12 protein-coding genes are annotated in these 13,795 nt (G+C 63.9%); 6 read left to right on the forward strand and 6 right to left on the reverse strand.

The genetic code is table 11. The annotated features are described in order from the left end of the window. Positions 1-52: 52 nt before the first annotated feature. Positions 53-1,267, forward strand: coding sequence for a clavaminate synthase family protein (locus AC0NIH_RS11580; RefSeq protein WP_473468010.1), 1,215 nt, complete (start codon positions 53-55; stop codon positions 1,265-1,267). Positions 1,268-1,558: 291 nt separating this feature from the next. On the opposite strand, the gene AC0NIH_RS11585 is transcribed toward AC0NIH_RS11580, so the two are convergent. Continuing rightward, positions 1,559-2,830, reverse strand: coding sequence for a hypothetical protein (locus tag AC0NIH_RS11585; RefSeq protein WP_473468013.1), 1,272 nt, complete (start codon positions 2,828-2,830; stop codon positions 1,559-1,561). Positions 2,831-2,936: 106 nt separating this feature from the next. On the opposite strand from AC0NIH_RS11585, the gene AC0NIH_RS11590 reads away from it, so the two are divergent. Continuing rightward, positions 2,937-3,980, forward strand: coding sequence for a CapA family protein (locus tag AC0NIH_RS11590; RefSeq protein ID WP_473468015.1), 1,044 nt, complete (start codon positions 2,937-2,939; stop codon positions 3,978-3,980). A 24-nt stretch (positions 3,981-4,004) separates the two neighbouring features. Here the strand turns inward: AC0NIH_RS11590 and AC0NIH_RS11595 are convergent, their stop codons facing one another. Next, on the reverse strand, positions 4,005-5,294 hold the full coding sequence (locus tag AC0NIH_RS11595) for an IS4 family transposase (RefSeq protein ID WP_473469862.1): 1,290 nt from the start codon (positions 5,292-5,294) through the stop codon (positions 4,005-4,007). A gap of 418 nt (positions 5,295-5,712) precedes the next feature. On the opposite strand from AC0NIH_RS11595, the gene AC0NIH_RS11600 reads away from it, so the two are divergent. Next, positions 5,713-6,681 carry a hypothetical protein gene (locus tag AC0NIH_RS11600; protein ID WP_473468721.1) on the forward strand — a complete coding sequence of 323 codons (969 nt, stop codon included), beginning with the start codon at positions 5,713-5,715 and terminating at the stop codon, positions 6,679-6,681. A gap of 12 nt (positions 6,682-6,693) precedes the next feature. On the opposite strand, the gene AC0NIH_RS11605 is transcribed toward AC0NIH_RS11600, so the two are convergent. Further along, a complete protein-coding gene (locus tag AC0NIH_RS11605) occupies positions 6,694-7,188 on the reverse strand; it encodes a YegJ family protein (protein WP_287276169.1) in 495 nt (164 codons plus the stop codon). Between the two features lie 433 nt (positions 7,189-7,621). On the opposite strand from AC0NIH_RS11605, the gene AC0NIH_RS11610 reads away from it, so the two are divergent. Continuing rightward, the gene (locus AC0NIH_RS11610; RefSeq protein ID WP_023767559.1) at positions 7,622-7,864 is read left to right on the forward strand and encodes a DUF1344 domain-containing protein; all 243 of its coding nucleotides are present in this window, start codon (positions 7,622-7,624) and stop codon (positions 7,862-7,864) included. A 134-nt stretch (positions 7,865-7,998) separates the two neighbouring features. Then, the gene (locus AC0NIH_RS11615) at positions 7,999-9,621 is read left to right on the forward strand and encodes an FAD-binding oxidoreductase (RefSeq protein WP_473468718.1); all 1,623 of its coding nucleotides are present in this window, start codon (positions 7,999-8,001) and stop codon (positions 9,619-9,621) included. Between the two features lie 52 nt (positions 9,622-9,673). On the opposite strand, the gene AC0NIH_RS11620 is transcribed toward AC0NIH_RS11615, so the two are convergent. The 3 genes from AC0NIH_RS11620 to AC0NIH_RS11630 form a co-directional block, all read right to left on the reverse strand. Continuing rightward, positions 9,674-10,195, reverse strand: coding sequence for a hypothetical protein (locus AC0NIH_RS11620; RefSeq protein ID WP_023779855.1), 522 nt, complete (start codon positions 10,193-10,195; stop codon positions 9,674-9,676). A gap of 223 nt (positions 10,196-10,418) precedes the next feature. Then, on the reverse strand, positions 10,419-11,549 hold the full coding sequence (locus AC0NIH_RS11625; RefSeq protein WP_473468716.1) for a hypothetical protein: 1,131 nt from the start codon (positions 11,547-11,549) through the stop codon (positions 10,419-10,421). 6 nt (positions 11,550-11,555) lie between these two features. Then, the gene (locus tag AC0NIH_RS11630; RefSeq protein ID WP_473468714.1) at positions 11,556-11,990 is read right to left on the reverse strand and encodes a hypothetical protein; all 435 of its coding nucleotides are present in this window, start codon (positions 11,988-11,990) and stop codon (positions 11,556-11,558) included. A gap of 821 nt (positions 11,991-12,811) precedes the next feature. On the opposite strand from AC0NIH_RS11630, the gene AC0NIH_RS11635 reads away from it, so the two are divergent. Then, positions 12,812-13,750, forward strand: coding sequence for a diacylglycerol/lipid kinase family protein (locus AC0NIH_RS11635; protein WP_287276157.1), 939 nt, complete (start codon positions 12,812-12,814; stop codon positions 13,748-13,750). Positions 13,751-13,795 lie beyond the last annotated feature (45 nt).

Here is a 13,795-nt window from a genome sequence, read left to right on the forward strand (position 1 = left end):
GTTTTTCCTTGCCTAGGCTGGTCGAAGAAATTCAAACCACAGGGGACACCAGATGCTCGACACGCCAAAGCATGCAAGCCAGCCGGGACATGCCGGCTCTCAAGCGATGCCGGTCCAGGCCATGCGAGCCGAGGGCGGGTGGATCGCCATCGAGCTGGCGGATGGCCGCGCGGCAAAACTCTCGACGCGCTGGCTGCGGCTTGCATGCGCATGTGAGCAATGCGGCGACACCGCCTCGGGCAAGAGGTGGCTGACGCCGGCCGATGTCGGCGAGGCCGTCCGTGCCGGGAGTTTCGATGTCTCGACGCCGGGGCAGGTCACCGCGATCTGGCAGGATGGGCATGTCTCGCGCTACGACGCGGCTTTCCTCGCCAGTCATGCCGGCGGTTCAGGCCCGGTCCGCTTCCAGCCGCAACTGTGGAACAGCAATCTCACTGCCCGGCTCGGCCGCTTCGCCTTCGACGCGGTGGTGGCGGACGACGAAGCGCTGTTCCAGTCGCTGCGGGCGCTGAGGGATCACGGTATCGCCATGCTGACCGGGGTTCCGGCCGAGACGGAGGCGACGGCGCGGGTCGCCGGCCGCTACGGGCCAATTCGGGAGACCAGCTACGGCAAGGTGTTCGATCTCATCTCGCGGCCGGATGCGCGGGTGGCGGGCGAGACGGCGCGGGCGCAGATTCCGCACACGGACGAGCCGTTCCGCTACGCGCCGCCCGGCTTCATTTTCTTCCACGCCATCCGCACCGGTGCGGGCGCCGGCGGTACGTCGCTGATGGTCGACGGCTTTCATGTCGCCGAACTGATGCGAAACAGGACGCCCGACCTGTTCGAGCTGCTGACCCGGCAGGGCGTCACCTTCCACCGCGAGCACGCCGGCGAGGTGTTCTTCAGCGCCGAGGCGCATGTCATCAGCCTCGATGCGACAGGCGCGGTCACCGGCATCCGCTACAATGACCGCTGCCTGGCGCCGCAATGGGCGTCGGAAGACCGCATCGACGACCTGATCGAGGCATTGGCCGAACTGACGCGGCTGATCTGCGATCCGCAGAACCAGTTCCAGCACCAGTTGCAGCCGGCCGAAGTGCTGGTCTTCGACAACCAGCGCGTCCTGCATGGCCGCAGCGCCTTCGATCCGACGCTGGCCGTGCGGCACCTCAGAAGCTGCAACATCGACCGCGACGGGGTGCACAGCGCGTTTCGGTCGCTGGCTAGACAGTTCGCGCCGGAGGAGGCGGAACAGGTGCTCTATCAGGGGGCTATTTTCTGAGCTTGGCGCATGCATTGTCTTATGCTGCGCTGGTCGACCCCCACTCCGTTTCGGCTTTGCCGAGCCCACCTGCCGGGGCGAGCCACGGGTCTCGCCCGTCCTTCGGACCCCCCGATCGACGGGGTAGAGGAAGGCGCCAAGTTCTTTGCCGTTGACGCTCGTCCAGCAACGCTCCCTTCCTTTCCCTCCGGAGGGGGGAAAGGTGGCGCTGCGAAGCAGCGACGGATTGGGGGAACCACCTGGCAATCAAGGCTCGGGCCGGGGGCAAGGAATCCAAGTTCTGTTGGGCCCTCAATTGAACCACAGCGCGAACGTCAAAAATCCACCGCCGCCGAACTGACGCTGGATCTGGTCGAAATCCTCGCTGGTCAGGATCTTGCCGCTTTCAAGATAGGGCGCGATGCCCGGGCCGGTGATCGACAGCACGAGGTCGAAGGGCCTCGGCTCGTCGAAGAAGCGCTTCATGTTGATGCCCTTGCCGGTGATGCGGAAATGCGGCAGCAGCGCCCGGCCTTCGAGCAGATCCTCGGCCATGGTCAAGGTGGCGAGCCACGCCTGCACCTGCTCCTCGCCGACTTCGAGACCGGTCAGCGGGTTCTCGCCCTTCTGCTGCGGGCCGGGCAGCCATTCGCGGTCATTGTCGGTCTCGGCGCGGATCGCCTTCCAGTCCTCGCGCGACAGGCGGATCATTTCGAGCAGCTCCTGGCGCGCCGCCTTGCGGCGCTCCGGCTCGACAACTGGCCAGTTGATCATGTGCACCATCGAGATGAAATCGGCGATGCGCCATTCCGAGGAGAAGATGCTCGAGCCCATCTCGCTGGGCGGGGGCACGAGAATGTCCTGCAGCGGCAGCTTGGCGCGCGGGAACAGCATGTGGAAGGAGCCGTCGAAGGTGCCCTTGAAATCATGCGCCAGCCAGAAATCGGCCTGCGCCATCAGGAACTCGGCATAGCCCTGGAGCCAGTAACCGTCGGCGCGGTCGAAGCGGAAGGTCAGCGTGGGTGCGGCGTCGCCCTGCTGGATGCTGCCGTGCGACAGCGCGGCCATGATGGCCGCCATGCTTTCATCAGGCGCGATCGTGCCGTCCTCGTTGAGGTCGATGCCGACATGGGTAAGGTCGATGACCATGCCGATATCAGCCTCGGCGGGGACCGAGCCCAATGTAGCGGCGGATTTTGCCAGACGGTCGCGGAAGGCGACCAGTATGGCGCGGAATTGTTCGTAGGTCAGCGGCTCGGGATTGGGATTGTCCGGCACCGGCAGCTGCATCAGCGGCAGCATGAACGATTGCGGGCTCTCGAAGCCATGGCGGTGCAGGCCGCTGGCCAGAAGCTCCAACGCCGTGAAGAATTCGCCGGCGCCGGCGGCATAGGCCGATGCCGGGTCTTTCGGCGCGGCGGCCTCCAGCGTCGACAGCGCGCCGTCGCGCGCGGCGACGGTCTTGGCCTCGAACAGCGCGGTTGCCGCTTCGGGCATGGTGGCGCTGGCAGAAGACAAGCTGGCAAAGGATAAGGGAAGAACCATCATGAAGCCGGATGCCAGCAGGCTTGCTATTCGTGTCATTCTTTCCCTCCCACGCGGTGTTGCGGGCGACCATACACGAATGTCGGCCTCCGCGCTTCAACCTGTCCGGCGGACGGTCTACACAGGGCAAACGATTGGGCTTTGCGTGTCGAACTATCCGCTCTCCTACAAGCTGTCCTGGCTGCCGCGTTTCCTGAAGCCGTCGCTCGGCGGCGATTCCAACGGCTTTGCGCCTGCGGCTGCAACATTGGTGGACCCGCCACCGAAGCGGACTGTGCGGCTGGCCTTCATCGGCGACATCTCGGCAGTGGCCAATCGCAGCGCGCCGGACTGCGATCCGGCCATCAAGGCGCTGCTAGGTGCTGCCGATCTGGTGATCGGCAATTGCGAAAGCCCTGTCGTGGACAGGCCCAGTGCCGTTCTGGGCACCAAGCTCGGCACGCATCATGCGATGAGCGAGCGATTTCTGGCCGAGGCGCTGTCTTCGGTCGGTATCGCCCGCGAAAAACTGGTGTTGTCGCTGGCCAACAATCATGTGCTCGATCAGGGCGTCTCCGGCTTCGACGATACGGTGGCGGCGCTGAAGCGGCTCGGTATCCGCACGATCGGCCTGGCGGCCAATGGCCCGGTGCAGCCTGTCCAAGCCGGACCGCTGACCATCGGCCTTGCCGCCTTCACGCTGTGGCGCAATGCGGATGAATATCTGTTCGCCGGCCGCGTCTCGATGGGCAGCGACCCGGCAGGCTGGCCGCGTGACGGTTTCGATCTCCTCTGGGCCGTGCCGCATTGGGACTGGGAGTTCCGGCATTTTCCACGCGCCGAAACGCGAGCGCTTGCCAGGCGGCTGGCCGGGCAAGGCGTCGGCCTGATCGCAGGCCATCACGCGCATGTCGTGCAGCCGGTGGAACGGATCGGGAAGACGGTCGTCGCTTATGGGCTTGGCGATTTCCTCGGCACCGCCCTTGTCCACCAGCCATGGCCGGGGCGCATTGGCGGGATTTTCGTCGTCGACGTCAGTGCCGATGCAGGAACGCGTGGGATGATTGTCTCGTATAGGCTGCATCCCTTTTTGAGGCTGCGGAGCAGGGACCAGGAGCGGCTGGTGCCGGTGGAGGGGTTGGAGGGGGCGATGAGGGAAAGGGTCGAACGGCGGCTGGGCGCGATCTTCCCTTCTCCCCTTGCGGGCTAGCGTGGGCACACATTTGCTTCGGGCTCATTTTTGTGAGGCGAGAACGAAGCCGTCTACGATGGCGTTGAAGCGTCTGAGGCCGTTGGTGAAGGTGATAGGCCCTGGCGGGCGTTCCTTTTCGTAGCCGTTCCAGCCTCCGAGCCTGGCGATACACCAGGCGGCCCAGGCGAGCGTGTGCGTGGGGTGAGGGTTCTTCTGCTTTTGGGTCTTGCCTTCGAGCTTGGCGATGAGCACGTCCAGGACGGTGATCTCGGTGGGATCAAAGAGGCGCGCGGCCTGGAAGCCCTGGCCCGGCGAACCACGCCCGTGCACGAGTTGCATGACCCTGGTGGCGACGACCAGAGCGGCGGCGGCCAGGCGTTCGAGTGCATCGCCATCGGCGATGAGACTTTCCTCCAGATCGATGGCCTGCGACTTCACGGTCCGGAACAACTGCTCGACGATCCAACGCGAGCGATACATCTCGACGATGCGGCAGGCATCGGCGAGTGTTTCGACGCTGTGGGTGGTCAACAGCCGCCAGATCACCGCGTCCTTGGCCGAAGGTGGATCGATCTCGCGCACTTCCACCATGTTGAGCGTGAGTTCGCTCGGATCGCGGCTGTCGGCGCCAAGGCGGGGCTGGCGCAAGCTCACCGCGGTGAAGCGAACGGCCAGTTCGACGGTGCGACCCGGCCGGCCAGGGCGTGCCTGCAGCTCGAAGGCAATGCGGCCGGCTTCCGCCGTCTTGGCGATCGCGCTGAACAGGCGCTCGCCCCGCGTGCCCAAAGCCCGATCCCGTACAGCGCGGATGAGCACATGGGTGCGCTCGCCGGGAAGCCTTGCAAACACTTCGTAGATGTCGGCTTCGCGGTCGCCGACCACCGTCATCTGCGGCGTGTCGGTCAGCGCCTGGCATGCCGCCTTGGCGGTGCCGATCCATTTGTGGCTTTCCTTGGCTTCGATCGGCAGCGCCTGGTAGTCATGCGCCTTCTTTGCCTCGCGCCGCCAGATCGTGGCGCCTGCAAGGCCCAGGACCGAGCCGTCCCCGGCATCCACGGCCAGCGCCGGATGCACGAACAGCCCGATATCCTTGCCATTGCCGACACGACCGAGGCCACGCTTGCGTGAAGCCTTGGCTTCATAGTTGATCTCGCTGCTGTCCTCGATGATCAGCACGTGGCGGCCGGCGGCCATTTCGGCGGTTCGCGCCGCCGCCGTGCGGATGATCTCTTGCTTGCTCACGTGGCGATTGCGAAACAGGCGCGTGAACGCGACCTTCTCCGCGCGCGTGTCGGCCAGCCGGCGCATGCCCGCGCTGACACGCGCAAACATGCGCTCCAGAACCATGCTCCCCTTTTTTGCAAGCGCAGGTCGCCGAAGTATCCAAGCAGCAAAGCCATCGTCGAAGCCTCCAGAATCAACAATGGCAGCTACAGAATCACATACGATTCAAACGCTTCAAGCCATTTTCCGGCGTCGCTTCTTCACGCTTGATCAAAGCACGAAGCAAATGTGTGCGCACACTAGCCCTTGCGGGAGAAGGTGTCGCCGAAGGCGACGGATGAGGGGTGTTCCAGGGAACACCAGCGTCTCATTCCGCTGGAACACCCCTCATCCGTCTCGGCGCTGACGCGCCGATCCACCTTCTCCCACAAGGGGAGAAGGGAAGATTCGCGCTTGCTGCCTCCGGCTGGCGACTTTCTCGCAAAACTGGCTATCATGAGCTCATCGAGGCTTGCGGGGGGTGGCGATGGAAACAGCGGATTTCATGCCTGGTGAGACGGCTACCGCCGCCATCCGGAAAGACATCGAGAGCTATGAGGCGGCGCGGGCCTCGGTGGCGCGGCAGGTGCGCTGGCGTGTGCCGGTGTTTGTCGGCCTGGTCGTGGTCGCCGTGGTCGTGCTCACCTGGCTGTTCAACAAGGTCGCCGACCCAAACGAGCAGTGGTTCTCGCCGCCGCATGTGTTCCTCTATGCCGTCGGATTCGCGGCTTCGAGCCTGCTCTACTTCCAGGCCATGAAGCCGGCGACCCGGCTGCAGCAATCGTTCCGCCAGATGCTGCTGCCCATCATCTTCGGCTTCATCCGCGATGTGCGCTACCAGCACGGCGGCAGGCCAAACTCCTTCGACCGGCTGCCGCGCGAGGCGGTCAGGCCGTTCAACCGGCAAGCGTTCGACGATGTCATTTCCGGCCGCTACGACGAGTTTCCGTTCGAGCTCTACGAAGCGGAATTGCGGGAAGGGACGGGCAAGGGCTCATCGACGGCCTTCAAGGGCGTCATCGTTGCCTTCGAGGCCATCGAGCCGTTCCCTGGAATTCTGGTGGCGACGCGGCGCACCAACGCGGTCATCGGTTTTTTCCGCGGCATGTTCACGGCCAGGATGCAGGAGCTGTCGTCGGGTGAGCCCCTGCTCGACGCGGCTTACGAGTTCCGCACCGACAATGTCGAGGCGGCGCGGCCGCTGGTGACCGGTCGGCTGGCGCAGGCGCTGAAATGGCTGGGCGAAACCTGGCCCGACGATCCGGCCCGCGTCGCGCTCAATGGCGGCGACGGTTTCCTGCTCTTGCCGCAGGCGAAGAACTTCTTCGAGCTGCCGGATATTTCGGTTCCACTCGACTACAACAGGCACGTCGCGCCGATGATATCGGATATGGGCGCCATGTTGGCCACGGCGGCGCTGGTGCGCAAGATCGGCGCGAAGAACGCGGCGGGCTAGCCGGCTTGGCCGTCAGCAATCGAAGCCGTATTTGTCGCGCATGGTCTCCACCTCTTCCTTCGACATTTTCTTGAACATCACGCAGACGGTGAAGCTGCCGACCTGCCGCCCATCGCGGGTATAGCCCCAATCTGAAATATCGTCCCGGGTGAATTCGATGTTCTGGCCGAGGACGACATTGCGCACTTGTTCCGGCTGGTTCGCCAATATGCCGACGAAGCCGGTTTCGGTGCGCCGGAACGGGATGACCCAGAAGTGCTCGGTGACGTTGCCGTCGCGCACCTTGACCTTCAATTTGAACCTCTCCGTGTCGGACGGAGGAGCCTCGGACAACGCCAGGAATTCGTCCAGGCTGGCGAGCGCCTTCGCGGTCGCTGCTGCCATCTCGGGGTCGTCCTCGGTAAACATGATCGTCTTGTCGCCATCCGAGTCCGCGTCCTGCGCAGAGGCGGACCCGGGCCCAAGCGCCAGCAGCAGCGATATTATGGTCCGGAATACAAACTTCATGGAATCACGCCCCCCTCTGGCTGCCGATATTCTCGTGCACTCATTTCGAATTTGCAACCATAGCGCGAGCTAAGGTAGAGGTTTCGTGCCGATCGGTGAAACAAAACTTGTATGGCTGGAAAGCCAGCGGGTGGTTTCGTGAAGCGGCCCAACGAGGATTGCGGCGGCAGCATGGTGTTCGGACATCGCTCGCCGCAATCGGCCAAGTGACTCTTTTCGTGGACGGAGCGCGCTTGCCGGGAAGCGCCAAAGCGGCAAGAGGTCACCTCAGCCGCAGGCAATGTGTCGGAATTAAGCCTATGAATTGCTTTGCGAAAATTCACCCAACGTGATTTGCGGCTGGCATGCTTTCCGCTCAGTTTCAGGCCGTTCGGTGCCGTCGTTTCCCAAGGCGACACCGGGCGAGAACTGAAACAGCATGGAGTGCTTACCGATGAAGAAGACCCTCGCAACCACCGCCGCCCTGCTCGCCTTCCTCGGCACGGCCTATGCCGCGACCGTTCAGGGCACCATCCAGTCGGTCGACGCGACGACCAAGTCGATCACGCTCGACGATGGCAAGATCTACCAGCTGTCGCCGGACGCGGCGGTCGGGAAGCTGAAGGTTGGCGCCAAGGTGGCGGTGACGGTCGACGACAAGACCGGCATGGTGACGTCGATCAAGAAGGCTTCGTAAAAGCCGCCGACGTTCAAGCACTTGCCTTCTCCCCGTCATTATCTCGGGGAGAAGGTGCCGGAACGCCGTTCCGGCACAGCCGCTATGGTTTTTGCCAAAAGGCCGCGCTATCCCTTGGCCAACGGGGGATATTCATGGCCGAGCACCAAAAAAGGTTTCGCCTGTCGCGGCGGCTGCTGTTGGGTGCGGCGGTGGCCGGCGGCGCGGTGTTGTGGGGCGGAACCACCATGGCGCGGCTGGCGCGCGGGCCTTCCGGACCGAAGAATGCCGGCCGCATCGCAGAGGTCGACGGCATTGCCCTGCCGCTGAAGCCGCTCGAGAACGCGCCGGCCTTCGATCCCGCACTGCCCTGGTCGGCCGAAGGCGGCGACATCAATGATGCCAGCGGCCTGTCGAGGACGCCGGTCTATGGCGTGGTCGAGGTCGGCGAGGAGGACCATATCGCCAGGGCGTTGGCCTTCGCTCGCGACAACGGGCTGAAAGTCTCGCTGGCCGCCATCCGTCATTCGATGGGCGGCCACGCCTTCGACGACAACGCGCTGGTGCTTGACCTCAGAAAGTTCAACAAGGTGACCGTCGACGCGGCGGCCCGAACCATGACGGTGCAGCCGGGCGCGCGCTGGCACGACATCCAAAACATGCTGCATCCGCGCTTCGCGGTGAAGTCGATGCAGTCGACCGACATCTTCTCCGTCGGCGGCTCGCTGTCCGTCAACGCGCATGGCATGGACCATCAGGCGGGTTCGGTTGCCGGTTCGATCCGCTCGATGCGGGTGATGCTGGCCGACGGGTCGGTGATCACCTGCTCTCCGAGCGAGAACACCGAGCTGTTCCGTCATGTCGTCGGCGGTTACGGCCTGTTCGGCGTGGTGCTGGAAGCGACGCTCGATATCGTCGACAATGCCGTCTACCGGACCTCACGGGAAATCATCAAATCCGACGACTTTCCGAAATTCTTTGCCGAGGTGCTGGAGCCGAACAGGGGGATCGGCCTGTTTTACGGCCATCTGTCGACGGCGCCGGGCAATTTCCTCGAGGACATGATCGTCTATCGCTACGACAAGGTGGCCGAGCAGCCGCCGGCCGATCAGCCCGAGATCGGCGAGCCGGAGGGTGTCGGGCTGAAGCGGGTGATCATGAATCTGGCCAAGCAGGGCAGCCTGTTCCAGGAGCTGAAATGGTTCACCGAAAAGACGCTGGAGCCGAAATTCGAGAGCTGCACGGTGGCGCGCACGGCTGCGATGGCGCAGGGCGAGGCCTGCCTCGTCACCCGCAACAACCCGATGCACGATTCAGTGCCCTATCTCTTCAACGATTTGGTGGATGAGACCGACATCCTGCACGAATATTTTATTCCACGCGCGGCGTATAATCCATTCATCGCCGAGGCCCGCGAGATCCTGCGCAACCAGGACCTGCCTGTGCTCAACGCGTCGGTGCGCATCGTCCACAAGGAGGATTTGGCGCTGACCTATGCACCGGAGCCGGCCTATTCGCTGGTGCTCTACATCAACCAGCCGACCGATGCCGACGGCAACGCTAAAATGCGGGCGCTGACGCGGGCGCTGATCGACGCGACGATCCGGCATGGCGGGCGTTTCTTCCTGCCCTACCAGCTGCACTACACGGCAAGCGAATTGCTGGCCTCCTATCCCGAACTGCCGGCCTTCCTGGCGGCAAAGCGGCGCTATGACCCGACGGAGCTGTTTTCCTCGACCTTCTACCGCGCCATCAAGGCGCTGAGCGGGGTGGCGTAGGCCAGGCAGAACTTCTTGTGAGGAGGGCGCCGTAGAGCGCGACGTTTGGAGCCTACAGCCCCGTCGGCATCAGGCCGGTCAGCCAGTTCACCGAGCGTTTGGCCGCGTCCGCGGTCGCGGATGCGGCGCGGCCGAGATCGGTCTTGACCACGGCGTAGCCGTTCTTGGTGCGGTAGAGCACGCCGGTGCCACCATCGACCACCTGCTCATAGGCGACAGGCCGGGCGGCTGCTGCTTCCAGGGCCGTCGTCGGCGAGCCGACCGGAACGCTCGGCCGATGGCTGAGCTCCGGCGGCAGCGGGTTTTGGGTTTTGACGATCCTGCTGGCGGGCTTCAGTTCCGGACGGGATGCGATGGCCGCCAGTTGCGAGGAGGACGACGATCCCTTCGTGCGGCAGATGCCGGAGACGAGCGGATAGTTGAAATTGCTCTCGTGCAGGATCTGGCTCTTCATCGCCGATTCGCACTCCGCGATGGTCGACCACTTGGCCGGCGTCTCACCGATATATTCGCACAGCTTGGCGTCGCAGTCGCAGCCGACGATGGTCATGGCGACAAGGGCGGTCTTGATCACGGTCTTGTCCCTTCGAGATGCCCCGGCAACCGATTCATGTGCCATGTCACGGTCCCAAACCGTTTTCCGCTTTGGGCGACATGGAAGCGTTTCATCGCGCGCGAACAAGGCGGGATTTGGCCGCGATTGTGGATTGAGCGTGGCGTGGTGTCCGAAAGATCAACCGGGTGTCGATTCTGCAACAGAGACGCGGTTCCCTGCCGCCCCGGCCGCCGTCCCCCTGTCAGTAATCGTAGACGTGTTCGAGTTTCGCGCCGGCCTTGATCAGTGACGGCAGCACAAGGTGCAGCTTGCGCACGGCGACGACCATGCCGGTGCGGCGCATCGAGGGATCGGCCGGCAGCGGGTAGCTGAACAGGATGCGCATGCCTTCGGGAACGGCGATCGCATCCGTCGACAGCATGGTGACCATGGTCTCGTCATTGCCGCCGATCTCGACGAAGGAGACCCCCTTGTCGATCAGGCGCGGGATCATGTCGGTGAACACCTGATAGCGCTTGGTGACGAAGACGGTGCCGTCAATGCCATAGTCGCGTTCCAGCAAGGTGTCGGGCTCAGTGCGTGTCGCTTCGCCGACCGGCCCCTTGGCCCAGACGTGGATGTCGAGCAGGGCCGGGTCGGAGGTCGCGGCAAGCGCCTTGGCGATCAGGTCGGCATAGCCCTGCTTGATGGTGTCGGCGAGACCGAAGGCGAGCTTGCGTTCGCTGGTGCGGATAGAACTGTCGCCCGGTGCCGGCTGCACGGCAAACAGGCCGGCGCGCTTCTGCGCATAGGGGAACTGGTACCACGGCACCTGGTCGAGGAAAGCGGCGTACTCGGCCGCCACCTTGGCCTGGTAGATGTCGGCCGCGGTGCGCTTGGCCGTCGTCGCCTCGGTGATGCGACCGACCGTGTTTTCATAGGCCCATTGCAAAATGTGCTCGATCGAGTGGCTGGTGCCGATGATGACCAGCATCTGATGGTTGGCATAGTTGAACTTGTAGGCAGAACCGGCGCGGATCACCATGGCGTAGTCCTGCCAGAAGCGGCCGACATAGGACCAGTAGGGGAAGCCGCTCGGCTGGTCCTTGGCGACGAAGCCGGCATATTCGCGCGCGGCATAGACGATCGCCCATTCCGGGTAGGTGAGGAAGGTCGATTCCTCCGGCCGCTGGTAGCCGGGGATCTCAGTGCGGACCTTGTCGGCCAGCGCCTTGGGCGGCGCGCCGTCGGCGATGCCCGGCAATGGCGTCTTGTCGAGCGACGGCGTCGTCAGGAAGCCATAGGCCAGCCCGACGATCGGGATCAGGATGACGATGACGATCAGCCAAAGGATCGTCTTGATGATGCGCTTCAGCCAGCGGAGCAGGAACATGGCCGGTCAGGCCGTGGCGAAGTGGTCGTAAATGCGCTTCGACAGCCAGAAGCCGACATAGACGGCGAAGCCGCCAATGACGAGGTGCGGCAGGTTGGCGAAGAAGCGGGCGGGAAATTCGATGTCGTTGAGGGAGCGGAAACCGTTGATGAAGATGCCGGCATCAAGGCAGCCGGAGCCGGTGATCAGCCCGAGCACGCCGTCGAACAGATAGACCGAGCCGAACAGCTTGAAATAGAACACCGCCTGGCGGTGCGAGATGAAGGCGGCGGCCAGCGCCCAGACGCCGGAGAAGGCGTGCAGCAGGTCGTCGTACCATTGCAGCGAGAACAGCCCGAACAGATTGCCGTTGGCGTCGTTGAAGGCCGGTATGTAGCCGACGGCGACGACGCCGAAGAACAGGAAAGCATAGGCAAAGGCAAGCTTTTGGATGAGCGTCATGAAGTATCCCCCTTCAAGAGACTGCTTGGAAAGTCACTCCGGCGGCCATCTGATGGCGCCAGAGCAACTTTCGAAACAGTCTCCGAGCGCGTATCGAACAGACTCTATCTGCTCGATACTAACCGATTTCAGCGCGCGGTGAAGCGGCGCCGGCAAGATCGCTGGCAAAGGATATCGAGGGGGCCAAAAACGACAGTCGGCGCCGGGATTTCTCCCAGCGCCTCCCTGTCAGATCAGGACACGGTCGCGGCAGCAACTTCCGTAAAGTCGTCGCGCCATGCCGGCCTTGATTTTGACGGTCCTGCCAGCCACCACCCGAAGGCAGTGTCCGTTCCAGACCACGCCGGTCTTGGCCCTTGCGAGCTTTGCCCTGCGCGCCATCGAAGGTTTTTGCCGTCCTTCATGGCAGCATCGGTCCGCCGTCGGCGTTGGCACGCTTTCCGCGGCCCCGTAGGTCTCGGCCTCCGTCCCTCGCACAGGCAAGCCTGTTCTCGGTCCGGGCCGTACGGGCCTCAGGAAATCCGCCTTTCACTTTCGCCTTTCGGCTTGATGATCGGTAGCCGCCTGAGATGGGTTAAACTTACGCCGGGTAAGGGCCTTGGGGAATGGCCATGGGCCTGTGGATAGCGGGATTATCGGGGACCGATGCCAGAAGCCCATGGGTTTCAGGCTCGAACGCCTTAGACAGCCTGCCCCACGCTTTTCGGAACCCGTAGCCGAGCGCCCCTTGCTCTGCCGGCGCGCGCGGGCTTCAATGCCGGCTAAAGATTGGGCCGGCAGAGGATCGGGCACACAGGCCCGGCGACGGGGAGGGCGCGTATTTGAAAGTCGGGGTGGTGCTCAATCCGATTGCCGGCGGCGGCCGGCTGAAACGGCATTGGCCTGAAGTCGCCGCCTCGCTGAAGAAGCACTTCGGCGATTTCGAATTGCGCGAGACGCAGGCCGAGGGCGACGCCGAACGCCTTGCAATCGACCTTGCCGCCAGCGGTTTCGACCTGGTGATCGCAGCCGGTGGCGACGGTACGGCGAGCGAGGTGGCCGATGGCCTGCTGCAGGCGGCCGAAGAAGGCGGCCGCACAACCGAGCTTGGTCTGCTGCCATGCGGCACCGGCATCGATTTCGCGCGCGGGCTCGGCCTGCCGAAGCAAGTGGATGCGGCGCTGAAGCGGATCGCCGAAGCGAAGGGGCGCAAGGTCGATGCAGGGCGTATCGGCTACGTCGACGACCATGGCGCGCTGGCCAGCCGCCATTTCATCAACATCGCCAGTCTTGGCCTGTCCGGCGCCACCGACCGCGCCGTCAATGCCGACAAGCGCAAGGGCAAGATGTCGGCCAAGGCGCTGTTCCTGTGGCGCACCGTGGTCGAGTTCATCCGCTACCGCTTCCAGTATGTCAGGATCACCGTCGACGACGCTGCGCCGGTCGAGGCGCGCATGGCGCTGGTGGCGGTGGCCAACGGCAAATTCTTCGGCGGCGGCATGATGATCGCGCCGGATGCCGAACTGACCGATGGCGAGTTCGACATCGTCATCTTGCGCGCGGCGGGCAAGCTGAAGCTGATCTGGGACATCCGCCTGCTCTATGGCGGCAGGCATCGCAACCATCCGGCCATCACCATCCTGCGCGGCAAGAAAGTGGTTGTCGAACCGCTCGGCGATGGGACAGAAAACAACGCGCTGGTCGACATAGACGGCGAGTCGCCCGGGCGCATACCGGCGACTTTCGAGATCCTGCCGGGCGCGCTGACGCTCAGATATTGAATCAAGGCGTTGCGGGTTTGATTCAACTCCTTTCGAGAGTGAATC

It is taken from the genome of Mesorhizobium sp. WSM1386, from assembly GCF_055901595.1.